The following is a 24,540-nucleotide window of genomic DNA, read 5'->3' as shown; positions in this document are numbered from 1 at the left end:
TTGAGCGTGGCATCAGCTGCGTTGCATCGTCGCGCGCAAGGCCTCGGTCAGCACGCCCAGGCTGTCGGCCAGGTGGGCTTGCGTTTCGATCGACAGGCCCGGCTTCGCTGCCGCCTTGCGCAGGTCGGCTTGCAGCTGCGTGGCGTGCAGGCGCGCCAGGCTCAACGCGTCGGGCGGCAGGCTCGATGTCGAACGCAGCAGCAGCGCCTGCACGCGCTTCAGGTGCTCGCGCTGCAGGTTGCGGCGCAGGCGGTCGATCTCGCTGCCGCTCTTGAGCTCGCTCCAGATCGACGACTGCAGCGTGCCATAGACCTCGGCCAGCGAGATCAGGCCCTTGCGCTGGCTCTCGGGCACGTAACCCGGCAGGTCGAGCAGGCGCTGCGCGGTGGGTGCGCCGAGCAGCCGGTCGAGCGCGACGATCTGCACGCGCGCCACCGCCGCCGGCAGGTTCACGGAGGGCCGATCCCACTCGTTGTAGTCGACGGTCAGCGAGCTCAGGAACTCCGGCTTGAAGCGGAAGCTGTCGATGCTGAAGAGGCCGGTGGCGAGGAACTGCAGCGCCTCGCGCTGCTTCGCCGGCTCGACCGGCTTCAGGCTCGCGCGGCCGGTGGTGCCGGGCAGGTCGCGCACCGCGTGCATGCCGCCGACGTACTTGCCGACCAGCTCGGCCGAGCGGTACAGCTGGTTGAAGCCGGCCATCATCGAGCGCGGGCGGCGAAGCGGGTCTTCGCCAGCCTGCGCCGGCCGCTCCTGCACGCGGCTCCACAGCTCCTGGCTCAGCTGCAGCCGGCGCTTGTAGTACGCGAGCGGGTCGTCGCCCAGGTCGAAGCGGTTGGCCAGCGGGTCCATGCCGTCGTAGGGGCCGAAGCCGCCGGCGTCGGTGTCGTCGCCGAAGGCCAGCGCCGGCTCGGTGCTGCGCGCGGCGATACGCGCCAGCTCGGCGCCTTCGGCCGCAGCGTCGAGCGGCTTGTACGCGTACTCGATCGCCCAGTAGTCGTAGGCGCCGAGCGTGGTCATGTTGAAGCCGGCCTGCGGCTCGCCCTTTAGCGCGATGTTGTAGGCGTTGTAGTCCATCACCGAGCCGGAGATGCTGTTGGCATCGGTGAAGGCCTTGTCCTTCAGCTGCGCGCCGGCAATCGTCGTCGAGGCCTTGAAGTTGTGCTTCAGGCCGAGCGTGTGGCCGACCTCGTGCATGATCGTGTCCTTGATCACCTGCTGCACGAAGGCCTCGGCCTCGGGGCTGTCCGGGGCGATGTCGCCGCGCGCTTCGAGGATGTCGAGCGCGAAGTGCATCTCCGCCGCCGCCTCGTGCGCATAACTGCAGAAGTGCGCGTCATGGCCGGCGTGGCTGGCGAACCCCGGCAGGCCGTGCGCGGTGAAGGCGCCAGGCATCGCCGGCATCCCTTGGGCCGTGGCCGCGCTGCGGCCGACGTCCTCGACGATCATGCGCCGCGAGCCGCGCGCGAAGACGTCGCTCATGCCGATGTCGGCATCCAGGATTTCGCCGCTGCGCGGGTCGGCGCGGCTGGGGCCGATCGCGAAGCCGACGTCGGCGCCGACGAACCAGCGGATCGATGCGTGCTTGCCGTCCATGTTGTCCCAGTTCGCGTCGTCGGGCTGCTGTTTGGCGACGACGGCGTTCTTGAAGCCGATGCGCTCGAAGGCCTTGTTCCACTCGACGATGCCGCCCTCGACCGCGCCGCGGTAGCGCTCGGGCACGTTCTTGTCGATCCAGAAGGTGATCGGCGTCACCGGTTCGGAGATCTCCGCGGCCGGGTCCTTCTTCTCGAGGCGCCAGCGGCGCACGTAGTGCACGCGCGGGTTGGCCTTCAGGTCGGACGAGAAATCGGTGAACGACTGCGGAAAGTGGCCGACGCGCGGATCGGTCAGCCGCGGGCGCATTGCCGTCTCGGGCAGCGCCTGGAAGTTGTAGACGTAGGTGACGAAGAAGCTGCGCGGATCGGGCACCGTCTGCGGCGGCGAGGGCATCGGCACCGGCGAGGGCGTCATGGGCGGCGCCGGGATGCGCGCGGTGACGAAGTGCATGCGCGCGGCCAGCGTCGACAGCTGCGCCTCGGCGCGCGCGGATTCGAAGTACGAGTTGGCGCGGTCCGGGCCATAGGGCAGGCGGAAGGCCGCCTCGATGCGCGTGGAGTAGCCCGGAATGTCGCTGAGCAGGAAGCCCGCGTCGATCAGGAAGGCCTTGCGCTCGGCATCGTCGGCGCTGGCGACGCCGACCGAGCCGATCAGGCTCGGCGAGAAGGCCTGCTCGACGGCGCGCTGGCTGCCGCCCTGGGCGCGGAATTGCGTGTTCAGCGCGATCAGCTGCACCTGGTTGCCGATGCGGCGCCACTCGGCCATCGTCGATGGGCCCATCTGGCTGGCATAGAGGCCGCGCTCGCCGATCGAGCTGGCGATGTTGACGTCGAACAGGAAGGGCTTGTTCAGCGCGCTGCGCGGGATCTCCAACCAGACCTTCTCGTCCTTGCGCCAGATCGGGAACAGGCCGTCCTGGCGCGTCGCGCCCTTGGAGACTTCGGCGAAGGGCTTCGGCGCTGTCGGGTCGGGCGGGGTCGGGCGCGTGGCGACGGCGCTGGCACCGGTGGCCGGGCCCGAGGCGGCGGCTGCGGGGCCGGTGGCCGCCTTGGGGGCTTCGGCGCCGGTGGTTGCGGGCGCCGCGGGGCTCGGCGCGCCGGTGGCAGCAGGCTGTGTCGTGGCGCAGGCGCCGAGCAGTGCGGCGGCGGCCAAGGCGCTCAGGCGCAGGGTGACAGGCAGGCGGGGGCGAGCGGACGGGTCGTTGGCGGGATGCATGCTGTTGATCGAGAGGGCCGCCGCTGTCCACGCGCCACGGGTAGCGGCGGGCGGCGAGCAGGCTTGGGGATTGGATGAATCCGGGACTGTTGCCCAGCCGCCCCTGCGGCGTCAATTCGGCTTTCCGCCGTCTGTTCCTCGAAATCCGCCATTCGTCACACAGCGGCCCGGTTCGAGCCGTTCAGTCGTCGGTCAGGCGCAGGAAGTGGTCGAGCATGTGGAAGTGGTCGTCGTGGAACTGGTCTTCCAGCGCCGCCAGGCGCTCGATCGGGATCCATTCGACGCGCGCTGCGTCGTCACCTGGCTGCACTTCGGGGCGCTCGCGCTCGCCGAGGTCGAAGTAGAAGGCGTGCGTGATCGTGCGGCCGCGCTGGCTGCGGTCGGGGTGGTCGAAGACGACGTTGGCCTTCAGCGCCATGCGCATCGCGCTGTCGAGCAGCGCCAGGCGCGTCTCCTCCTTCAGCTCGCGCAGCGCCGACTGCCAGGCGGTCTCGCGCGGGTCGATGAAACCGCCGGGCAGCGCGAACAAACCCTTGCCCGGCGCCTCGCCGCGGCGGATCAGCAGCACCTCGTCGCCGCAGCGCACCAGCGCGTCGACGGTGACGAACACCGGCGGATACGGCACCTTCGACCAGGCCTCGCGGTAGTCCTGGATGAAGCGCCACTCGGCGGTCAGGGTCGCGTACTGCGGCAGCGCGGCCCAGGCGCGCAGCATCGCGCGCGTCGACGGCGGTGCCTGGTCGACCAGCGCGGCCAGCGTGGCATCGAGGTTGTCGCCGCCGCAGCCGAAATAGGCATCGCGCAGCGCGGTGGCGTCGACCGGGCCGCTGCGCTCGACGCTTTGCAGCGTCCAGCCGGGGAAACCGCGCAGGTAGTCGCTGGTGGCGTCCTTGAAGTGGCCGACCAGCGTGATGCGCGGCGTCTCGATGCCGGCCTCGGCCAGCAGCGCATGCACGCCGGTGCGCACGCGCTGCGTCCAGCGCTCCTCGTTGTAGTAGTCGCGCACCGGCAGGAAGCGCAATCGGCTGCGCTGGTCTGCGGGCAGCGCGAGGCGGAACATCTCGGCCCGTTCCTCCCAGCTGAACGGGTTCTTCGGCGTGCGCGCCTGGAAGGCCGAGCCGATGACGACGACGCACAGCGGCGCCGCCTCCAGCGCCGCGCGCAGCAGCGCGGCATGGCCGAGGTGGAAGGGTTGGAAGCGGCCGATGAAGACGGCGGCGTCGTGCGGTTCGGTGGTCACGAGGAAGGGCTTTCGGGTGGGCGGGCGATGAGGGGTCAGACGTGCTTCGCGGCGATCGGCATCTGCCGGCCGAAGCCGAAGGCGCGCGAGCGCACGCGGATGATCGGCGGCGATTGCCGGCGCTTGTATTCGTTGCGCGCGATCATGCCGCGCACGCGCTGGATCAGCGCAGCGCCATCGGCCGTGCCGCGCAGCTTCGCGACGAAGGCCTCGGCGCCGGCGCGCTCGTGCGCGGCCAGGCGCTCGCCCTCGATCAGCACCTTCAGCAGCTCGTCCAGCACCTCGTAGGGCGGCAGGCTGTCGGTGTCGAGCTGCCCCGGCGCCAGCTCGGCCGACGGCGGCTTGACGAGGATCGCCTCGGGGATCAGCTCGCGGCCGGCGGCCTCGTTGACATGGCGCGACAGCGCGAAGACCTCCGTCTTGTACAGGTCGCCGATCAAGCCGAGGCCGCCGTTGGTGTCGCCGTACAGCGTGCAGTAGCCGACCGCCACCTCGCTCTTGTTGCCGGTGGTCAGCAGCAGGTGGCCGAAGCGGTTGGAGTAGGCCATCAGCACCGTGCCGCGGATGCGCGCCTGCAGGTTCTCCAGCGGCAGCCCCTGCAGCGGCGTGTTGAACGCGGCGTCGAACTGGCTTGAATAACCCGCAACCAGCTCGGCAATCGGATGCGTGTGCAGCTCGATGCCGAGATTGCGGCACAGCATCACCGAGTCGTCGACCGAGCCGGCCGACGAGAAGCGCGAGGGCATCGTCACCGCGCTGACGTTGTCGGGCCCGAGCGCCTGCGCGGCGAGCGCCAGCGTCAACGCGCTGTCGATGCCGCCCGACGAGCCGACAACGACGCGCGAGAAGCCGCAGCGGCGCGCGTAGTCGGCCAGGCCGAGCTGGATCTGCGCCTGGTAGAAGGCCATCGTCGACAGCCCCGCGGCCGGCACCGGCGGCAGTGCGCTGCCGTCGAGCGCGGCGAAGCGGCCGTTGTCGAAGCGCAGCGTCGTCACGTCTTCGGAGAAGCGGCGGGCCTCGAACACCACGCCGGTGCGCGGCTCGACGGCGAACGACGCGCCGTCGTACACCAGCTGGTCGTGGCCGCCGATCTGGTTGACGTAGAGGACGGCCAAGCCGTGGCGCCGGCTTGCGTCGCCGAAGATGCGGTGGCGCTGCTCGCGCTTGCCGACGTTCGACGGGCTGGCGTTGATCGACACCACCACGTCCGGCGCCGCATCGGCCAGGCGCTGGAACGGGTTGACGATGTAGTCCTCGCCCTCGTCATTCCAGCCGTCCTCGCAGATCATCAGCCCGACCTGCATCTGGCCGATGCGCAGCACGCGCGCCACATCGGGGCCGGGCTCGAAATGGCGGCGCTCGTCGAAGATGTCGTAGGTCGGCAGCAATTGCTTCGCATACTCGAGCTTCAGCTCGCCGGCATGCAGCACCAGCAGCGCGTTGTGCAGCTTCTTGCCCGGGCCGGGGCGGCGGCGCGGCGCGCCGACCACCCACCACAGCTCGCGCCATTGGCGCGAGGCCTGCAGCAGCGTGTCGAGCCCGGCGTCGACGCGGGCCATGAAGCCGGGCTCGTCGAGCAGGTCGCCGGGGTAGTAGCCGGTCAGCGACAGCTCGGGGCAGACGAGCAGTTCGGCCTCGTGCTGGCGCGCCGTCTGCGCCGCGGCGACGATGCGCGCGACGTTGCCCTCGATGTCGCCGATGGTGGGGTTGAGTTGGGCGAGGGTGATGTTCATGTTACACGCACGAGCGTCGAAACGTTGAAGACCTGGCGCAAGTAGGCGAGGAACGTCTCGTCCTCGCACAGCGTCTTCCCCGGACTGTCCGACAACTTCGCCACCGGCTGGCCGTTGCATTCGATCAGCTTCATCACGATGTTCAGCGGCTCCAGGCCGACGTCGTTCGTGAGACTCGTGCCGATGCCGAAGCCGGTCATCACGCGGTCGGCGAAGTGGCGGTACAGCGCCAAGGCGCGCGGCACGTCCAGGCCGTCGCTGAAGACGAGGCGCTTGGTGTGCGGGTCGAGGCGCAGCTTCGCGTAGTGCGCGAGCGCTTTCTCGCCCCAGACCACCGGGTCGCCCGAGTCGTGGCGCAGGCCGTCGAAGAGCTTGGCGAAGTAGAGATGGAAGTCGGCGAGGAAGGCGTCCATGCCGATCACGTCGGTCAGCGCGACGCCCAGGTCGCCGCGGTATTCCTGCACCCAGTCCTCGAGCGCAGCCTTCTGGTGGTCGCGCAGGCGCACGCCGAGCGCCTGGTAGCTCTGCAGGTATTCGTGGGCCATCGTGCCGATCGGCACCAGGCCGAGGTCGCGGGCGAGCAGCACGTTGGAGCTGCCCTTGAAGGTCTCCGGCACCTGCTCCTTCAGCGTGGCGACGACCTCGCGCTGCCAGGCGCCGGAAAAGCGCCGGCGCAGCCCGAAATCGAAGAACTCGAACGGATGGCAGCGTGGCGACTCGGCATTGAAGGCCTTCAGCGCGGCGATCTTCGCCTGCAGCCGGCGCCGGCCTTCGCTGGCAGCTCTCGCGGCATCGAAGCGCCGGAAATACAGCTCGTTGATGATCGCCAGCACGTGGATCTCGAAGCCCATCACGTGCACCTGCGGGCCGGCCGCCTCGATCACCAGGTACTCGCCGTCGGTACGCGCGTGAATGAAGCTGCGCTGGAACTGGAAGATGCGCAGGAAGTCGACGAAGTCGCTCTTGATGAAGCGCAAGCCGCGCAGGTAGTCGAGCTCGTCGTAGCGGAAGCGCAGCGCGCACAGCTCGTCGAGTGCCGCGTTGACCTCGGGCAGCAGCTCGGCCAGCGCATACGCCGGCCGGTTGCGGCAGACGAAGCGGTAGCGCGCATGGGCCTGCGGGTTGCGATGCAGCATCGTCTGCCACATCGTGAACTTGTAGAGGTCGGTTTCGAGCAGGCTCGAGATCGGCGCGGACATGCGTGTCTTTCGGGTGTCAGCGGTTGCTCAACAGAGCGGCGGCTTCGATGCTCGTCGCAAGGCGCACGCCGCGCGCCTTCATGTCGGCGAGGAAGCCTTCGGCCTGCGCCTCGAAGCCGCCGACCGGGCTCATGCAGTCCGTCAGCAGCACCAGCCGCTCGGGCCGGCCGCCGGGCAGGTGCTCGACGATGTGTTCGGTGGTGGCTTTCACGCAGTGGCTGCTGGCCTCGCCGGCGATCAGGATCAGCTCGGCGCGATCCAGGTCCTCGAGCAGCGCGCGGTTCAGCTGGGTGCCTTCGTCGTCGGGCGCGGGCACTTCGGCCTGCACCGCGCTGTAGTGCTCGGTCCACGGGTTGCTGCCCTTGAGTACCTTGGCGACGCTTTGCTGGCGGCTTAACTCCCAGCGGTTGTAGGCGGCGCGCACGTCGGCATGCACGTTGTGGCCCCAGCTGCCGATCTCGCAGTGCACTGGCCACACCATCAGCGTGTAGCGGCCGCGGGCTTCGAGCTCGTCGAGGTAGGCCAGCGTGCGGGGCAGGGCATCCGGGTCGCGCGGAGCGAAGCTTCCGGCGCGCACGTCGGCGGCGGTGATCGGCGTGAAGGGCATCACCGGGCCGCCGTCGCGCAGGCGCCAGAAGCCGGGGTGGGCGATGTCGAGCCGGTGGTGCGAGTCGAGCGTCACGGTGATCGCATCGAGCATCGGGGCGGCGGCATCGATCAGGCGCGCGAGGCGCTGCATGTCGGCATCGGCGCCGGCCACCGGCAGGGCGGGGGTCTGCTCGGGGCCGGCGGCGGGCAGGTCGCAGAAGTCGTTCTGCGGGTCGATGATCAGCAGGTGGCTGCGGCGGCTCATTCGAAGCACTCCTCGTCGGTGTGAAGCCATTCTGGATCAGTTAAGTCACTAGTGCAACTAACTAGTCGTGATGTCCTTGGCACGCCGTATAGTTTGATTCGTTGCAATCGTGCACGAAGCAAGGACGCCGTGGCTGCGAAGGCTGAACATCCGAACGTGCTGTGCACCGTCGACGTCGTGCTGCTGACCTTGCGCGACGACGCGCTGCAGGTGCTGCTGTTGCGCCGCACGGCGGAGCCCTTCGCCGGTGCGCTGGCGCTGCCGGGCGGCTACGTGCATGCGCAATCGGACCACGACGCCAGCGATGCCGCAGCGCGCGTGCTGCGCGACAAGGCCGGTGTCGAGAGTCCGTACCTCGAGCAGCTGGCCACCTTCTCGGGCCCGGCGCGCGATCCACGCGGCTGGTCGGTGTCGATCGCCCACTTCGCGCTGCTGCCCGAGTCGCTGCTGCCGCCGCTGCACGAGGGCGCCGTGTGGAAGCCGGTCGAGCGGCTGCCGGCGCTGCCCTTCGACCACCGGCAGATCGTGCAAGAGGCGGTCGAGCGCGTGCGCGCGAAGAGCCAGTATTCGTCTCTGCCGGTGCACCTGTGCGGCGAGCGTTTCACGCTGCCGCAGCTGCAGGCGGTGTACGAGGCGGTGCTCGGCGAGCCGGTCAACAAGGTGAGCTTTCGCCGCAAGATCGACGAGCTGGGCATGCTCGAGCCGATCGAGGGTGAATTCACTGCCGGCGGCGCGCATCGGCCCGCCCAGCTCTATCGCTTGCGCAAGGCTTTCCGCCACGTGCTGTCGACCTCCGGGCGCGGGCTCAACAGCGGCGCTTGATGGGTCGTCGTCAGGCCGCGCTCGGTTGCTGCGGCGGGCTGTTCTTGCGGATCAGCGCGACCACCATCGTCAGGATCAGCGCCAGCAGCAGCAGCACGCCGGTGCCCAGCCCCCAGACCACCCACACCAGCACCGGCGCCGCGCCGCCGAGCCAGGCGAACAGGCCCTGCATCGCATCGAGCGCGAGCTTCAGCGCATCGATCCAGCCGGGGATCCATTGCTCGACGACGGCGGCATGGGGAATGCGGTCGAGCAGCGGCTTCAGGTCGCCGATCCATTGCGTGCCGCTGACGAGCAGCGCGTGCATTGCCCAGCCTGCAAACGACCACAGCGCGAGCAGCACCGCGGTGATGATCCAGATGGCGATGATCATGTCGAGCTCCCTTGCGGCGGCCTGGAGGCGCCGCGAATGGGCGCAGTGTGCCGCAGTCAGCGCGGGCCGCTGGGGTCGAGCGGCTTCGGCGTCTCGGTTGCCGCCTTGGCGCGCTCGGCCAGCACCGACACGCCGTGCTCGTAGCCGCGCTGCACGATGCGGTCGAAGCGGTGCCATTGCAGCAGGCCGACGCGGTCCAGCGGTGGGTTGAAGTACAGGTCGGTCAGCTCGCGCGAGCGGCGGCTGCGCGAGATGCTGTAGAGCACCATGACCGTCATCAGGTAGGCGGCCAGCGAGGGCAGCCGGTAGCGGCGCTTGCGCAGCGGCCGGAAGCTGTCGATGAAGAGCGCCCAGCCGCTCGGCACCTCGTCCAGGTCGACGCGCAGCGGCTGGCGGAAATCGAGGTCGATGCCGATCACCCGGCCGATGCCGCGCTGCGCGCGCATCACGTCGACCGGAAAGTTGTTGAAGCTGCCGCCGTCGCACAGCAGCTCGCCTTCGTGCAGCACCGGCGGCAGCGCGCCGGGGATCGAGGTGCTGGCCAGCAGCGCCTTGACCAGCCGGCCGCGGCGCAGCACCTGCTCGCGCGCATGGCTGTAGTTGGTCGCGACGCAGAACCAGGTCTTCCACAGGTCCTCGACATCGGCGTCGGCGCCGAGCAGGTCGGTGACGGCCGTTTCGAGGATCCGGCGCAGCCGGTGGCCGCGGAACAGCGACAGCCACGGCAGCGGGTTCCAGTCGCCGGTCGGGTTGGTGACGAAGGCGCGCCGCGCATTGGCCATCACCATCGGCCACGGCCGGTCCGATGCGACGTAGGTCGCCATCACCGCGCCGATGCTGGTGCCGCCGACGCAGTCGACCTCGATGCCGTGCTCCTGCAGCGCGCGGTAGACGCCCAGGTGCGCCAGGCCGCGTGCGCCGCCGCCGGCCAGCACCAGGCCGGTGGCGGTGCGGCTGAGCAGCCGCGCCAGCCGCGCCATGTCGCTGTCCAGCGCCGGGCGGACGTGCCAGTGGTCAGCAACCGGCCGGCGGTCGAGCCAGGCGCGCGTGCCGCGCGGCGCGGGCAGGTCGGCCTCGTGCAGCAGCACCAGCACCTCGGCCACCTCGGTGCGTGCCGGCCGGTTCAGCAAACACGCCTTCTCGTTCGGGTGGATGACGGCCGGCTGCGACGCATCGGCCAGCAGCAGCAGCTCGTCGGCATCGCGGCAGCAGCGCTCGGTCCAGGCGGTGGGCAGCGGGTCGGCCAGCAGCAGCACGAAATCGGCATTCGCTTCGACGCGGTCGAGGAACAGCGTCATGCGGCGCTGCATGTCGGCCATCGCGCCGGGGCCGAGCGTGGCTTCCGGTGCGTTGAGCTCCTCGTCGATGCGCATCGCGTCGATCACCTCGACGCGGCCGATCCGCTGCAACTGCAGCGCCAGCTGCGCGGCCAGCCCGACCAGGTCGAGGCCGTTGCTGACCGGCAGCAGGCCGATGGTGATCGGCCGCACGTAGACCGTCGGCGCATGCGCCTGCTTCAGGCGCTGGATGATCTGCCGCGTCAGCGCCACCGAGACCTGCGCACTGCTGGCCAGCAGCCGGTCGAAGGCCTCCTTGCCCAGCTTCACCAGCACCGAATCGCGGATCGCGACGACGGTGGCCATGCGCGGCTCGTCGGTGTAGAGGCTCATCTCGCCGACGATCTGGCCGCGGGTGATCTCGCCGAGCATGCGCTGGCCATGGACACCGCCGGCCGCTGCGGCGCGGCCGTGGCCGTTGTTCTCGTCGCGCACGTAGGCGCGCAGCCGGCCGCTGACCAGCAGGTACATCGAATCGCCGGGCTGACCCTGCTCGAGCAAGGTCTGGCCGCCGGCGATCTCCACCCATTCGAGGTGCTGGCGCAGCAGCGCGATGGATGCGGCGTCGATCTCGCCGAAGCAGCCTCGCAGCAGCCGGTTCAGCAGCTCATCCTGGTAGGGCTGGCGCTGCTGCCCATCCCGAAAGAACGACTCCCGATGCATGCCGGCACTGTAACCGGCGGTTAGCGTGCGCTGACAGCGGGGAAGCCCCCGCTCCGGAAGGGCGGAGGATGGGTTCCGGATGCCGTGATCAGCGCAGCGTCGAGAGGTACGCGCGCACCGCCGCCCGCCAGAGCTCCGGATGGTCGATCAGGCGATGGCCGTTCTGGCCGGCGCCGAGGTCGAAGAGCTGGAACTCCGCCCGGCCGCCGCCATCGACGAAGGCGGCCAGGTTGCGGCGGATGTTCGGCTCGGCGTAGAACGCATCGTTGCGGCCGTACAGCCACAGCGTCGGCTGCTTGAAGGCCGTGCCGCGGCGGAAGGTCGTGATATTGACGGTCTGGCCATCGGCGCAGTTGTCGCCGAGCCAGCCGCCGGCGAAGTTGATCGCGCCCAAGAGGTCAGCGTGCTGACCCGCAAAGGCGATGGCCAGGATGCCGCCGCGCGATTGGCCGGCCACGACCACGCGGCGCGCATCGACCTCGGATAGCCCACGCAGGTGGCGCAGGCCGATGTCGATGTCGGCGAGGGCCCGGTCGACGCCTGGCAGCGATAGCGCGGCAGCGCACGAGTAGCCGCTGCGCCCCGCGTTGAAACCTTCGTCGTAGAGCCCGCCCGAGCCGCCACGGCCGCGCCGCTGCAGGAAGGCCACCATCCAGCCCTCGTCGACGAAGACCTGCGCCACGTCGGGCCGGTCGAAGACGAAGCGAAAGCGTTCCGGATCGCGGCCGTTGCCGGTCGAGCCATGGTTGAACAGCACCAACGGATGCGGCCCGGGCCCGGGCGGCCGGTAGGTCAGCAGGACCAGCGACACCGGCTGGCCCTGCTCGGCCAGCGCTGTCGGGATCCGCGACTCGGCGCGTACCGCGTGCACCTGCGCCTGCGCGCTGGTGATGAACGCGCAAGCCGCGAGCAGCACGAGCCGCAGCCGCTTCATCAGGCCTCCAGCGGTACCACCGGGATGCAGATGTCGCACACGAAGCGCTGCCCTGGCGCGCTGGCCATCTGCTCGGGCAGGTAGCGCTCGAAGCAGGGCCGGTTGTCGACCTGGTAGCCGCTGTCGGGCAGCCACTGGCCGAAGATCGCGCGCCAGGCGGCGCCGATCTCGGCGCCGGTGCCTTCGAAGTGCAACGCGGCGTAGCGGCCGCCGGGCAGCGTGGTCACGTGGGCATCACCCGGCGCGCGAAAGTTGTCGTCGACCTCGACGCCGGTGTCGCAGCGGCACTCCGACGGCGGCGTCACCGACGGGTCGTCGAGCGAGATGCCGTACATCGTGCGGCCGGCCAGGCCGTGTTCGGCCACCCAGGGCATGAAGGTGCGGCCCCAGAATTCGCCCAGGGCCGGTCCGTAGGGGCCGGTGTAGCGCAGGTAGGCGATGCGGGCGGGCGGCAGGTCGATCAGGCGGACATCCATGCTCGTGAGCTCCGGTGTGTAGAAGGGCAGCCCATCGTCGCGGCAGGTGCCATCCGACGCCTGATCGCGCTTGCGGTCCGCCTGATCGAGCTTGCGCGTGGCCTGACCGGGATTGCGCTGGCGCCGCCAGGTGCTGGGTGGGCTGCCGAAGTGCTGGCGGAAGGCGCGCGTGAAGGCCTCGCCGGAGCCGAAGCCGACGTCGAGTGCGGCGTTCAGCACCGGCAGCGCCGGATCGGCCCGCAGCCGCGCGGCAGCGGTCTCGAGGCGCCGGCGCCGCAGGTAGTCGCCCAGCGTCTCGCCCATCCACGCGGCGAACAGGCGATGGAAGTGATAAGGCGAGAAGTGAGCGACCTGGGCGATCGTCTTCAGGTCGAGCGTCTCGGCGAGATGGGCGTCGATGTGCTGCAGCACGCGCTGCATGCGGCGCGCGTACTCGGCACGCGACGCGGCGCCGCCGGAGAACACGGGCTCAGCCGAACGTGATCTCGGCGGCCGGCACGGCGCGGATCACCGGGCCGAAGCTGGTCAGGTTCGGCAGCGTCGCGTTCTCGTGGGCGCGGATCTGCTCGGCGCTGGCATGGTCCTTGTCGTGCGTCGTGTGCGCGTCGGCGGCGAGCGTCACGGTGTAGCCCAGTGCCGCCGCGCGGCGGATCGTCGTGTCGACGCAGAACTCGCTGGCGTAGCCGCAGATCACCAGGTGCCGGATGTCGTGCTCCTGCAGCAGCGGCTCGAGCCGGGTGCCGAGGAAGCAGTCGGGCGTGGTCTTGCGCAGCCGCGCATCGGCGGGCAGCGGCGTCAGGCCGGCCGCCAGTGCCCAGCCGGGGCTGTCGCTCGCCAGCGGCGTGCCTTCACGTTCGTGCTGCACGTAGAGCACCGGCACGCCGGCGGCGCGGGCACGGTCGGCGAGCGCGTTGATGCGCTGGACCACGGCTGCGCCATCGCCGGGGCGCCGTTCGCCGTCGAACAATCCGGCCTGGACGTCGATCACCAACAGGGCCTGCTTCATCGCTCGGGATTTCAGGGTTCGTGAAGCCGCCCATTGTGGAGCAAGCCGGTGGGGCAAGCGCCCCCGCGCGATCAGCGCTTCGAGCGTCGCCCGGCGAGGCCGAGCCCGCCCAGCGCGGCAAGAACCAGCGCCAGCGCGCCCGGCTCGGGCACCGCGGCCACGGCGACCAGCGCCACGTTGTCGAGCGAGCCGCCCAGCGAGTCGGAGGTGCCGATGGCAGCGAAGCGCAGGCTGTCGAGCCCGCCGGTGCCGATCACGTCGAAGCTGAACAGCTGCCACTGGTGCGCGTTCGAGCCGACGCCGGTGCCGCCGTTGGTCGTCACCAGCACGTCGTTCCAGTAGACCTCGATCGGGTTCGAGGCGGCCGCGAGGTTGATGCGGGGCGAGTAGTACCAGCTCAGCGTGTAGTGCTGGCCGGTCGCCGTTGCGACATCCTGGCGCATGCCGCTGTTGTTGAAGGTGTCGAGCTCGACGAACTGCAGCCCGTCCTGCGCGAGGCCCGCGTTCTGGCGCCGCAGCTCGATGTTCGGCACGCCCTGCCAGCCGGTCAGCGAGGGCAGCACCGACCAGCTGTTGGCGGCGATGACGTTGGCTTCGAAGCTGCCGTTGACCAGCAGCGACGGACCGGCCGACGCGGCCAGCGGGGCCGACAACGCGGCAACGGTGCAGAGGCTGCGGACAAGGGGGAGCAGGACGTTCATGGTCGGTGCCTTTCGTATGGACGGCGATGGGGTGCGGCGATTCTTCTTCGGGGGGCGTTGCAAAAGCGTCCCTAGGGTGTGGGAGACGCGGCGTCGTGTTGCGTCGGCGGCGTGACATATGTCTTGAGTCGCAAGTGCACCCCCTAGGATGAAAGCCCGTCAGTCAGCTGTCGTAGGCTCGCTGCGATGGACCTACCGACCCAAACCCGCGTACTCATCGTCGGCGGCGGCATCGCCGGCTGCTCGACCGCCTACCACCTGACGAAGCTCGGTTTCCGCGACGTGCTGCTGCTCGAACAAGGCAAGCTGACCTGCGGCACGACCTGGCATGCGGCGGGCCTGGTAGGCCAGATGCGGCCGAACCGGGCGATGACGCGCATGAGCCAGTACGGCATCGCGCTGTACGCGTCGCTCGAGGCCGAGACGGGCCTGGCGACCGGCTGGAAACAGTGCGGCAGCGTCAACGTCGCGCGCACGCCGCAGCGCATGCAGACGCTGCACAAGCAGGCGGCGCTGGCGCGCAGCTTCGGCGTCGAGGTGGAGGTGATCTCGGCGCAGCGCGCCGGCGCGCTGTGGCCGCCGATGCGCACCGACGACCTGCAGGGCGCGTTGTGGATTCCGGGCGACGGCAAGGCCAACCCGGCCGACCTGACGATGTCGCTCGCCAAGGGCGCGCGGCAGGGCGGCGCGACGCTGGTCGAGGACTGCGAGGTGCTGGCGGTGCGCACGGAGCAGGGCGCTTGCGGCCGCCGCGTCGCCGGCGCGCGGGTGCGCCGCGGCACCGGCACCGAGGCGGTGGAGCAGGACATAACGTGTGAAGTGCTCGTCAACTGCGCCGGCCAGTGGGCACGCCAGTTCGGCGCGCTGGCCGGCGTGAATGTGCCGCTGTATTCGGCCGAGCACTTCTACGTCGTCACCGGCCGCATCGACGGCGTGCACCCGATGCTGCCGGTGATGCGCGATCCCGACGGCTACATCTACTACAAGGAAGAGGTCGGCGGGCTGGTGATGGGCGGCTTCGAGCCCGAGGCCAAGCCTTGGGCCGTCGATCCGATCCCGGCCAGCTTCCAGTTCCAGCTGCTCGGCGAGGACTGGGACCAGTTCGAAATCCTGATGACCAACGCCATCCACCGCACGCCGTGCCTGGAGACCGCCGAGATCAAGCTGCTGCTGAACGGGCCCGAGAGCTTCACGCCGGACGGCAACTTCATCCTCGGCCAGGCGCCGGGCTTGAGCGGCTACTTCGTCTGCGCCGGCTTCAATTCGGCGGGCATCGCCAATTCGGGTGGCGCGGGCAAGTTGATCGCCGACTGGATCGCCGGCGGCGAATCGCCGGGCGACCTGTGGGACGTAGACATCCGCCGCTTCGGCCCGTTCATGGGCAATCGGCGGCTGCTGGCCGAACGCACCGCCGAGACCTTGGGCCTGCACTATGCGATGCGCTGGCCGCGCCAGGAGCTCGTCACCGCGCGCCCGCTGCGCACTTCGCCGCTGTATGACGTGCTGGCCGCGCGCGGCGCCGAGTTCGGCTCGAAGTTCGGCTGGGAGCGCGCCAACTACTTCCGCCCGGCCGGCGCCGCGGCGCCGCCGCCGACGCTCGGCACGCCGGGCTGGCTGCCCTGGGTGCAGGCCGAGATGACCGCCACGCGCGAGGGCGTCGCGCTGTACGACCAGAGCTCCTTCGGCAAGCTGCTGCTGCGCGGCCGCGATGCGCTGGCGGTGCTGCAGCGCGTGTGCGCGGCCAACGTCGACGTCGAGCCGGGGCGCATGGTCTACAGCGCGGTGCTCAATCCGCGCGGCGGCTTCGAGAGCGACCTGACGGTGATGCGGCTCGCGCCCGATCGTTTCCTGATCATCACCGGCTCGGCGCAGGTGACGCGTGACCTCGACTGGATCGGCCGCCAGATCGGCGCGCATGAAGTCGCGCTGCTTGACGATGTGAGCAACCAGTGGTGCGTGCTGTCGGTGATGGGGCCGCGCTCGCGCGAGCTGCTGGCGCGGGTGTGCCCGGACGACCTGTCGCCGGCGGCGCTGAAGTTCTCGTGCACCCAGGAGATCGACCTCGGACTGGCGCGGGTGCGGGCGGCGCGCATGAGCTATGTCGGCGGGCCGGGCTATGAGCTGTACGTGCCGGTGGAAGTCGCGCGGCATGTCGATGCGGTGTTGCACGAAGCCGGCGACGAGATCGGCCTCGACCATGCGCACGGCCGCATCAGCGGGCTGGTCGATGCCGGCTACTACGCGCTGGATGCGCTGCGCATCGAGGCCGGCCGCCGCGCCTGGGGCGCCGAGCTCGGGCCCGACGACACGCCGTACGAGGCGGGGCTGTGGGCCGGCGTCGCGCTCGACAAGCCGGGCTTCATCGGCCGCGATGCGCTGCTCGCCGCGCACGGCCGGCCGCCGGCGAAGAAGCTGCTGTCGTTCATCCTCGAGGACCCGCAGGCCTGGGTCTGGGGCGGCGAGTCGATCCTGATCGAAGGCCGCCCGGTCGGCGAGCTGTCGTCCACCGGCTGGAGCCGCGCCGCCGGCCGCTGCGCGGGCCTCGGCTACGTGCGCGGCGATGCGGCGCAGCAGGTGCATGCCGGCACGCCGGTGGCGATCGAGCTGTGGGGCCGGCCGGTGGCGGCGACCGCATGGGATGATGCGGTGCTTCGGGCAGTGGCCATCGGGCGTTAGGCCGCGCCTCCTTGCTTGCTCCAGCTCGTCATGATCGACTACCAGACCCTTCCGCTGTACCTGAGTGCCGTCGTGGTGCTGCTGCTCGTCCCCGGCCCCGACATGCTGCTCATTTCGGTGCAGTCGATCAGGCGAGGATTCAAGTACGGTGCCGCCTGCTCGCTCGGTGTCATGCTCGCGGGCCTGTTGCAGACGGCACTCGTCGCGCTCGGCCTGGGGCGGCTGATGGAATCGTGGCCGCTGGCCGCGACGGTGCTCCGGCTGCTGGGCGCGTGTTATTTCGGCTTCCTGGGCATCCGGATGCTGATGGCCTGGCACAAGGCGCGGCCGAGTGAAGCGGCTCCTGCGGCCGGGGTCGTCGAGCAGAAGATGTCGACGCTGGTCGCCGTGGGACTGCTGAACAACCTTTTGAATCCGAAGGCGCTGCTGTTCTTCAGCCTGTTCCTGCCGCAGTTCGTCAATTCATCGCTGGGGAATCCGTCGCTTCAACTCGCCGTGCTCGGCCTGCTGCTGACGTTCCTGGCCTTCGCCTTCAACCTGCTGGCCTCGGCGCTCTTCGCGCTGCTTCGATCGTTCCGGCCCGCTGGGCCGTCGCTGCAGCGGCACGGCAATGGCCTGCTCGGCCTGCTGTTCGTCTTCCTCGCGTCGAGGTTGGCGCTGGCGAAAACAGCCTGAGCCCTGCGCCGTGTCCGAACCCCGACTGGTCATCTTCGACTGCGACGGCGTGCTCGTCGACAGCGAGCACCTGAGCCACACGGTGCTGCAGCAGATGCTCGGCGAGCTCGGTGTCGAGCTGTCGCTGGAGGCGACCTACGGCCACTTCATGGGCACGTCCGAGCGGGGGCTGCTGCAGGTGGCGGCCGGGCTGCTGGGACGCGCGGTGCCGGCCGACTTCATCGCGGCCTTCGTCGCCCGCACCTTCGACGCGTTTCGTGCCGAGCTGCGCGCCGTTGACGGGGTTCACGAGGTCGTGCGCGCGCTGCCGTCGCCGTACTGCGTTGCGTCGAACGCTCCGCGCGAGAAGATGCGCTTCACGCTCGGCCACACCGGTCTGCTGCCGCACTTCGAGGACCGCATGTTCAGCGCCGAGGACGTCGAGCGCCCGAAGCCGGCGCCGGACCTGTTCCTGCACGCCGCGCGCACGATGGCCGCGCGCGCCGAGCACTGCGTGGTGATCGAGGACAGCCCGACCGGCGTTGCTGCCGCGCGCGCCGCCGGCATGCGGGTGCTCGGCTACGCCGCGATGACGCCGGCGGCGCGGCTGCACGAGGCCGGCGCCGACACCACCTTCGGCCACATGCGCGAGTTGCCGGCGCTGCTGCAGGCCGCGCACGCTGCCGACGCCGGTGTACTCTCGCGGCTCATTCGAAAAACCCCCTCATGACGATCCACACCCAGGAAGAACTCGAAGGCCTGCAACGCGCCGGCCGCACGGTGGCCGACGTGCTGCGCCGCATGGCCGCGGCGATCGAGCCGGGCATGCGCACCGACGAGCTCGATGCGCTCGGCGAGCGCTGGCTGGCTGAAGGCCATGCCGAGCCGGCGCCGCGCCTGACCTATGGCTTTCCCGGTGCCACCTGCATCAGCGTCAACGAGGAGATTGCCCATGGCATCCCGGGCGCGCGCGTGCTGCGCGCCGGCGACATGGTCAACATCGATGTCTCGGCACGGGTCGGCGGTTTCTTCGCCGACACCGGCGCGAGCACGGTCGTGCCGCCGGACAGCGCGGCCAAGCGCCGCGTGCGCGTGGCGACGCGTGCAGCGCTCGATGCGGCGCTGGCCGAGGTCAAGGCCGGTGCGCGCTTGAACCGCATCGGCGCGGCGATCGAGCGGGTCGCGCGGGCCAGCGGGCTGCGCATCGTGCGCAACCTCTGCAGTCACGGCGTCGGCGCCGCGCTGCACGAGGACCCCACCGAGATCACCGGTTATCACGAGCCGCGTGACCGGCGCCTGATGCAGGTCGGCCAGGTGTTCACGATCGAGCCCTTCCTGTCGACCAAGGCGCGTGCCGCGGTCGAGACCGGCGATGGCTGGACGCTGGTCGGGCCGGCGGGTGGCCTGACGGCGCAGTACGAGCACACGCTGGTCGTCGGCCGCCACGGGCCGATCGTCGTGACCGACCTGCGCTGGGTGCACTGAGCGCCGGTCAGCGCTTGCGGCGCTTCGGCGCGGCCTTCGTCGCTTTCGAGCTGGCGGCGGCGTTCTTGCCCGCAGCGGCCTTCGGCGGCTGCGCATTGGCCGCTGCAGCCGCAGCCGCGCTGCGGCCGACACCGAGCCAGGCCTGACACGCCGCCGACGAGGCGGCATCACGCGCCGCGCTGATGCGCCGTGCGGCGACATCGAGCTCGAAGCAGGGTCCCAGCGTCGACCTGCTCGGCGCGGCGCCGGGTCCGATGAAGTGCAGCAGGTCGGCGCGCATCGACTCGCCGAGCAGCGGGCGCACTGCAGCCTGCAGCCGATGCACCGCCAGCGGCTGGCTCAACGGACCGAACGGGCCGCCGTCATCCCGACGCGCCGCCGGCGGCAGTTGCAGTCGGTGCAGCACGGCATCGAGTCCGCCCGCGTGGCCGCGTGCCTGCAGCGCGCTGTGCCAGTGCGCCGCAAGCCAGGGCAGCGCGGCGGGATTCGTGCCGGGCTGGTTCCACAACATCGTCAGTGCCGCCGCCAGGCCATCGAGCGAACCGCTGCCGTCGGCGGCGCGCAGGCGCAGTGCGTAGAACAGGCTGAAGCCTTCGCTGAACCAGGCGCTCGCGGCTTCGTCGCCGCGCGGCGCGAAGGCGACCGGGCCGAAACGCTCGCGAAACCAGTTGCGCAGGGCGGCCTGGGCGAGCAGCGTCTCGATCACCGGCTCGATGGCCTGCGCGCCCGAAGGCAGGCGCAGCAGCAGCGCATCGTGCAGGCCGATGGCCCCGGCGGGGCTGCCGTTGTCATTGGCCGCCAGCGTCACCAGCCACGTCGAGCGCGGGGTCTCGGTCGCGCCCCAGAAGCGGCGCTGCGCGGTGACCACCCGCACCGCCGCATCGGCCACGGCGTCGGCCACGTTGGCACTGCCCGCGCCATCGGTCGGCAGCACGATCCGCAGCGCCTGGCCCTCGGCGATTCGCTCACGCAGTTGCCAGCTGCCGGCGGCGATCACGATCTCGCGCGCCAGCGCCGGCGGCCCCTGCCAGCGCAGCAGGCGGTCGTCGCCCGGCGCCGGATGCAGGCTGCTGAAGAGCCGCTGGTCGGGCGACAGCCCGTCGACCTGCAGGCACATCTGCAGCGTTGCACGGCCGGCCAGCGCCGGCGGCAGCATCAGCAGCGCACGCCCGGCGAAGGCGAGCTGCCGCGCGCCGATCATCAGCGCCGGATCGTCGGCCAGCGGCTGCGGCACCAGCGGCCCGCCGTCGACCGCCAGCCGCAGATCGAGTTGCGTGGCCGCGCCGCTGTCGGCCCAGCGCGGCGTCAGCTGCCAGAACACTTCGCAGCCTGACGGTGTTGCCGCCTGCGCCGTGATGGCCAGCGACAACAGCAACGCAAGCACGGCGAAGAGGCGAACAACGACGAAGGGCATCGGCGATCAAGGCGGGCAAAGCGCGCGAGCTTAGCGCGGCGATCTCGTCGCGGCCGGTAAGGCTTGCAAGCGAATGCCCGGCGCCCGCCCGGACGCCGCGCGATGCCAGCCCGTCAGGCGTCAGACCACAGCGCCGCCATCGCGTCGGCGAAGGCGCTGCGCAGCGCCTGCTGGTCATGGCGCCGGCCGCCCGAGAGCACCGTGCGTCCGGCGACCCGCACCTCGGCGAAGGCCGGCGCATCGGTGGCGAAGACCAGCGCGTCGAGCAGGTGCGACGCCGGCACGCCGAGCAGGCCGGGCGCTTCGGCATCAAGCACCAGCAGGTCGGCGCGCGCGCCGGGCCGCAGCCCCCAACGCGCAAAAGACGCGGCCGCGGCACCGCCGGCAAGCATTCGGTCGAACAGGTGCGCGGCGGTCGCGTCGCAACCGGCCTCGGGCGCCGCGGCGACATTGCGCCGCCGCAGTGCGAGGCGCTGCCCCTCTTCGAGCAGCCGCAGCTCGGCCATCGCCGAACGCGCGACATGGCTGTCCGAGCCGATCGACAGCACGGTGCCCTGCTGCAGCCAGCGCGGGATGTCGGTCAGCCCGTCGCCGAGGTTGGCCTCAGTGCTCGGGCAGATCACGACGCCGGCGCCGCTCTCGGCCACGGTGTCGATTTCGGCGGCCGTCGCGTGCGTCGCATGCACCAGGTGCCAGCGCGCATCGAGCGCGACGTGCCGGGCCAGCCACTCGATCGGCCGCGCACCGGTGGCTGCGAGGCAGTCGTCGACCTCGGCGGTCTGCTCGGCGATGTGGATGTGGATCGGTCCGGCGTCGCCGTCGAGCGCGCTCTGCAGCCGGTGGATCGATTCGGGTGCCGCGGCGCGCAGCGAGTGGATCGCGACGCCGGCGTTGACCAGCGGCCAGCGCGCCGCACGCACGCCGTCGCGCAGCGCCAGCACGCGTTCGACGTCGGTGGCGAAGCGGCGCTGGTCGTCGCGCAGCCGCGGCGCGGCGAAGCCGGCGCGCTCGTACAGCACCGGCAGCAGCGTCAGGCCGATGCCGGTGCGGTTGGCGGCGCGCTGCAGCGCGTGGCACATCGTCAGCGGATCGGCGTAGGGTTGGCCGTCCGGCGCGTGGTGCAGGTAGTGGAACTCGCAGACCTGCGTGTAGCCGCCTTGCAGCAGCTCGGCATACAGCTGCGCGGCGACCGCTTCGAGCGCCGTGGGCGAGATGCGCAGCGCGACGCCGTACATGCGGTCGCGCCAGCTCCAGAAGTCGTCGTGCGCGCCGCTGCGGCGCTCGGCCAGGCCGGCGAAGGCGCGCTGGAAGGCGTGGCTGTGGGCGTTGACGAGGCCGGGCAGCACGGGGCCGGACAGCTGCGTCGCGTCGGGCGGCGGGGGCTGGTCGGGCTGCAGCTCGGCGAAACAGCCGTCGGCACCGATGCGCAGCACGACGCGCTCACGCCAGCGGCCGTCGATCCAGGCGCGCGGCGCCCACAGCAGTGATTCGTCGTGCGTCATGGCAGCAGGATCTTCTCGAAGCAGCGGCTGGTGGGGTCGCCGACATAGGACCCGAAGGCTTCGATCGGCCGCCAGCCGCACGATTGATAGAGCGTCATCGCCGGCACCTGCCGGTAGCCGGTCTCCAGGCGCAGGCGCCGATAACCGAGCGTCGGCGCGGCCGCTTCGAGCTGCTGCAGCACTGCGCGCGCCAGGCCCCGGCGGCGCGCGTCGTGGGTGACGAACATGCGGCGCAGCTCGGCCGTCTGCGCATCGATCGGCCGCAGGGCGCCGCAGGCCAGCGCGCGGCCTTGTTCCCGCGCCAGCAGGTACAGGCTGCCCGGCTCGGCCGGTGCATTGGTCGGCAGCGGTGCATCGGGCGCGAACAGCTCCGGATACAACGTGCGCGCTTCCAGCGCCGCCTCGTGCAGCAGCGCCAGTGCGTCCGGATGCTGCGGGTCGACCGGCTCGAAATGGATCACGGCCGCCAGTCCAGCATCGCCTGCAGCAGCCGGCGCAGCAGCGGCAGCATGTTCGCGGCGCGCGCCGGGTCCCAGGCCCAGGGTGGTGCTTCATCCATGTAGCTGGACCAGCACATCTCGAGCTGCACGGCGTGGATGTTCTCGGCCGGCCGGCCGTAATGGCGTGTGATGTGGCCGCCCTTGAAGCGGCCGTCGACCACCTGCGTGAAGCTGTCCTGGCCGGCCAGCACCTCGGCCAGCGCGGTGCGCAGCGCCGGCGCGCAACTGCGGCCCTCGGCGGTGCCCAGGTTCAGGTCGGTCAGCTTGCCCTCGAAGAGCCAGGGCAGGTGCGACTTGATGCTGTGGCCATCGAACAGCAGCGCGTAACCGTGCTCGGCGCGCAGCCGCTCGAGCTCGGCCGCCAGTGCGTCGTGGTACGGGCGCCAGTAGTGCGTGATGCGGCGCGTGATCTCAGGCTCGTCGGGGGCCTGGCCGGGGCGGTACAGCGCATCGCCGGAGAAGAAGCGCGTCGGGCACAGCTCGGTGTTGTTGGCGCCGGGGTACATCGGCACGTTCTCCGGCGGCCGGTTCAGGTCGATCAGGTAGCGGCTGTAGCGCGGTACCAGCATCGAGGCGCCGAGGGAGGTGGCGAAGCCGTACAGCCGCTCGAGGTGCCAATCGGTGTCCTCCAGCGCCAGCGCGCGCTCGACATAACGCGGCTTCTGAGCGTCCGGCAGTTCGGTGCCGACATGCGGCAGGCTGATCAGGAGCGGCGTGCTGCCGCGGCGAAGCGTGAAGACCTCGTCCATCGTCAAGTGCTTTCGATCTCGACACCGGCCCGCACGATGCGCCGGCAGGGATTGCGCCCGAACCAATAGGCCAGCTCGTTCGGGGCCGCCAGGTCCCAGACGACGAAGTCGGCCTGGCGGCCGGCCTGCAGGCGGCCATGCGTCTGCGCCAGCCCGAGTGCCTGCGCCGCGTGCACGGTGACGCCGGCCAGCGCCTCCTCGGGCGTCATGCGGAACAGCGTGCAGGCCATGTTCAGCATCAGCAGCAGCGACAGCCCGGGCGACGAGCCGGGGTTGTGATCGCTGGCGATGGCGATCGGCACGCCGGCGGCGCGCAGCTCGGGCGTCGGCGGCAGCCGCGTCTCGCGCAGGAAGTAGAACGCCCCCGGCAGCAGCACGGCCACCGTGCCGGCCTTGGCCATCGCGGCGATGCCGGCATCGTCGAGGTGCTCGAGGTGGTCGGCCGACAGCGCGCCGAACTCGGCGGCCAGTGCCGCGCCGTGCTGGTTGCTCAACTGCTCGGCGTGCAGCTTGATCGGCAGGCCGAGGCGCCGCGCCGCTTCGAAGATCCGCCGCGTCTGCGCCGGCGTGAAGGCGATGTGATCGCAGAAGGCATCGACCGCGTCGACGAGGCCTTCGCCGTGCTGCATCGTGAGCCAGTCGCACACCGCATCGATGTAGTCGTCGGGCCGGCCGGTGTACTCGTGCGGCACGGCATGCGCGCCCAGGCTGGTGCAGCGCACCGTCAGCGGCAGTTCGCGGCCGAGGCGCCGCGCGACGCGCAGGCAGCGCGCCTCGTGTTCGGCGCTCAAGCCGTAGCCCGACTTGATCTCGATCGTCGTCACGCCTTCGGCCATCAGCGTGCGTGCGCGCTGCGCGGCCAGCTTGTACAGCAGCGCATCGGTGGCCACGCGGGTGGCAGTGACGGTCGAGCGGATGCCGCCGCCGGCGCGGGCGATCTCGTCGTAGCTCGCACCTTGCAGCCGCAGCTCGAACTCGGTCGCCCGGTGGCCGCCGTAGACCAGGTGGGTGTGGCAATCGATCAGGCCCGGCGTGACCAGCGCACCGTCGAGCGAGATGTCGTGCTCGGCCTGGCGCGCCAGGGCCGGCGGCAGCGCGTGCTCGGCGCCGACCCAGCGCAGCGTGTCGCCTTCGACCAGCAGCGCGCCGTCGTCGATCAGGCCCCAGGGCGCGCCGGGACACATCGTCGCCAGGCGCGCGCCGCGCCAGAGGGTGAGGGGGGGTGTGCTCATGTCAGATGCTCCATCGCCCTGCGCGGTGACAGCTTTCGGCCCATTGCTGTCATTGCAATTGAAGACTCAGCGAGATCAGGCCGCCAGGGCGCCCTGTTGCGCTCGTGTCCCCCGGTCGCTCCGCTCCCTCCTCCTCTTACCTCGCTCCACAGGGCACCCTGCCGTCCTGATCCGGCACGG

General features: G+C 70.8%; 21 protein-coding genes. 5 read left to right on the top strand and 16 right to left on the bottom strand.

Going from position 1 to position 24,540, the window contains the following annotated elements; all coding sequences use genetic code 11:
* Positions 1–12: 12 nt before the first annotated feature.
* From HLB44_RS34170 to HLB44_RS34150, 5 genes are all read right to left on the bottom strand, one after another.
* Positions 13–2,748 carry a zinc-dependent metalloprotease gene (locus tag HLB44_RS34170; RefSeq protein ID WP_246312629.1) on the bottom strand — a complete coding sequence of 912 codons (2,736 nt, stop codon included), beginning with the start codon at positions 2,746–2,748 and terminating at the stop codon, positions 13–15.
* Between the two features lie 244 nt (positions 2,749–2,992).
* Positions 2,993–4,051 (bottom strand): NUDIX domain-containing protein, encoded by a 1,059-nt coding sequence (locus HLB44_RS34165; protein ID WP_173134527.1) that lies wholly within the window; start codon positions 4,049–4,051, stop codon positions 2,993–2,995.
* A gap of 35 nt (positions 4,052–4,086) precedes the next feature.
* Positions 4,087–5,784, bottom strand: coding sequence for an NAD+ synthase (locus tag HLB44_RS34160; RefSeq protein WP_173134524.1), 1,698 nt, complete (start codon positions 5,782–5,784; stop codon positions 4,087–4,089).
* Positions 5,781–6,983, bottom strand: coding sequence for a nicotinate phosphoribosyltransferase (gene pncB / locus HLB44_RS34155; RefSeq protein ID WP_173134521.1), 1,203 nt, complete (start codon positions 6,981–6,983; stop codon positions 5,781–5,783). Before pncB ends, HLB44_RS34160 begins: the two co-directional genes overlap by 4 nt.
* A gap of 16 nt (positions 6,984–6,999) precedes the next feature.
* The gene (locus tag HLB44_RS34150) at positions 7,000–7,836 is read right to left on the bottom strand and encodes a cysteine hydrolase family protein (RefSeq protein WP_173134517.1); all 837 of its coding nucleotides are present in this window, start codon (positions 7,834–7,836) and stop codon (positions 7,000–7,002) included.
* A gap of 129 nt (positions 7,837–7,965) precedes the next feature.
* Here HLB44_RS34150 and HLB44_RS34145 point away from each other — a divergent pair, with 129 nt between their 5' ends.
* On the top strand, positions 7,966–8,658 hold the full coding sequence (locus tag HLB44_RS34145) for an NrtR DNA-binding winged helix domain-containing protein (RefSeq protein WP_173134514.1): 693 nt from the start codon (positions 7,966–7,968) through the stop codon (positions 8,656–8,658).
* Positions 8,659–8,668: 10 nt separating this feature from the next.
* Here the strand turns inward: HLB44_RS34145 and HLB44_RS34140 are convergent, their stop codons facing one another.
* The 6 genes from HLB44_RS34140 to HLB44_RS34115 form a co-directional block, all read right to left on the bottom strand.
* Positions 8,669–9,031 carry a hypothetical protein gene (locus tag HLB44_RS34140; RefSeq protein ID WP_173134511.1) on the bottom strand — a complete coding sequence of 121 codons (363 nt, stop codon included), beginning with the start codon at positions 9,029–9,031 and terminating at the stop codon, positions 8,669–8,671.
* A 56-nt stretch (positions 9,032–9,087) separates the two neighbouring features.
* Positions 9,088–11,031 carry a patatin-like phospholipase family protein gene (locus tag HLB44_RS34135; RefSeq protein ID WP_173134508.1) on the bottom strand — a complete coding sequence of 648 codons (1,944 nt, stop codon included), beginning with the start codon at positions 11,029–11,031 and terminating at the stop codon, positions 9,088–9,090.
* An 88-nt stretch (positions 11,032–11,119) separates the two neighbouring features.
* On the bottom strand, positions 11,120–11,965 hold the full coding sequence (locus HLB44_RS34130) for a dienelactone hydrolase family protein (RefSeq protein WP_173134505.1): 846 nt from the start codon (positions 11,963–11,965) through the stop codon (positions 11,120–11,122).
* Complete coding sequence (locus HLB44_RS34125; protein WP_343051736.1) at positions 11,965–12,906, bottom strand: AraC family transcriptional regulator; 942 nt, start codon at positions 12,904–12,906, stop codon at positions 11,965–11,967. Before HLB44_RS34125 ends, HLB44_RS34130 begins: the two co-directional genes overlap by 1 nt.
* Positions 12,907–12,910: 4 nt before the next feature.
* Positions 12,911–13,447 (bottom strand): cysteine hydrolase family protein, encoded by a 537-nt coding sequence (locus HLB44_RS34120; RefSeq protein WP_173134502.1) that lies wholly within the window; start codon positions 13,445–13,447, stop codon positions 12,911–12,913.
* A gap of 71 nt (positions 13,448–13,518) precedes the next feature.
* Entirely contained in the window at positions 13,519–14,148 is a 630-nt protein-coding gene (locus HLB44_RS34115; protein WP_173134499.1) for a PEP-CTERM sorting domain-containing protein, read from the bottom strand.
* A gap of 186 nt (positions 14,149–14,334) precedes the next feature.
* Between HLB44_RS34115 and HLB44_RS34110 the strand changes: the two genes are divergently transcribed.
* From HLB44_RS34110 to map, 4 genes are read left to right on the top strand one after another with little or no spacing between them, the layout of a single operon-like run.
* On the top strand, positions 14,335–16,824 hold the full coding sequence (locus HLB44_RS34110) for a GcvT family protein (protein ID WP_173134496.1): 2,490 nt from the start codon (positions 14,335–14,337) through the stop codon (positions 16,822–16,824).
* 30 nt (positions 16,825–16,854) lie between these two features.
* Entirely contained in the window at positions 16,855–17,499 is a 645-nt protein-coding gene (locus HLB44_RS34105; RefSeq protein WP_173134493.1) for a LysE family translocator, read from the top strand.
* A gap of 10 nt (positions 17,500–17,509) precedes the next feature.
* Positions 17,510–18,208 (top strand): HAD family hydrolase, encoded by a 699-nt coding sequence (locus tag HLB44_RS34100; protein WP_217283924.1) that lies wholly within the window; start codon positions 17,510–17,512, stop codon positions 18,206–18,208.
* Complete coding sequence (gene map, locus HLB44_RS34095; RefSeq protein WP_173134487.1) at positions 18,205–18,963, top strand: type I methionyl aminopeptidase; 759 nt, start codon at positions 18,205–18,207, stop codon at positions 18,961–18,963. Before HLB44_RS34100 ends, map begins: the two co-directional genes overlap by 4 nt.
* A gap of 7 nt (positions 18,964–18,970) precedes the next feature.
* Here map and HLB44_RS34090 read toward each other — a convergent pair whose 3' ends face one another.
* From HLB44_RS34090 to hutI, 5 genes are all read right to left on the bottom strand, one after another.
* Positions 18,971–20,377, bottom strand: a complete 1,407-nt coding sequence (locus tag HLB44_RS34090) for a hypothetical protein (protein ID WP_173134484.1) — start codon at positions 20,375–20,377, stop codon at positions 18,971–18,973.
* A gap of 113 nt (positions 20,378–20,490) precedes the next feature.
* On the bottom strand, positions 20,491–21,879 hold the full coding sequence (locus tag HLB44_RS34085; RefSeq protein WP_173134481.1) for a formimidoylglutamate deiminase: 1,389 nt from the start codon (positions 21,877–21,879) through the stop codon (positions 20,491–20,493).
* The gene (locus HLB44_RS34080; protein WP_173134478.1) at positions 21,876–22,340 is read right to left on the bottom strand and encodes a GNAT family N-acetyltransferase; all 465 of its coding nucleotides are present in this window, start codon (positions 22,338–22,340) and stop codon (positions 21,876–21,878) included. The genes HLB44_RS34085 and HLB44_RS34080 overlap by 4 nt, the downstream gene beginning before the upstream one ends.
* Positions 22,337–23,128, bottom strand: coding sequence for an N-formylglutamate deformylase (gene hutG / locus HLB44_RS34075; protein WP_173134475.1), 792 nt, complete (start codon positions 23,126–23,128; stop codon positions 22,337–22,339). Before hutG ends, HLB44_RS34080 begins: the two co-directional genes overlap by 4 nt.
* Positions 23,129–23,130: 2 nt before the next feature.
* Positions 23,131–24,360: an imidazolonepropionase gene (gene hutI, locus HLB44_RS34070; protein ID WP_173134472.1), complete on the bottom strand. Its 1,230-nt coding sequence runs from the start codon at positions 24,358–24,360 to the stop codon at positions 23,131–23,133.
* Positions 24,361–24,540 lie beyond the last annotated feature (180 nt).

Origin of the sequence: Pseudaquabacterium terrae (genome assembly GCF_013266755.1) — a bacterium.
Classification (GTDB): Bacteria; Pseudomonadota; Gammaproteobacteria; order Burkholderiales; family Burkholderiaceae_C; genus Pseudaquabacterium; species Pseudaquabacterium terrae.
Note: the sequence above shows the minus strand (reverse complement) of the source record. Positions and strands in the feature narration are given on the sequence as shown.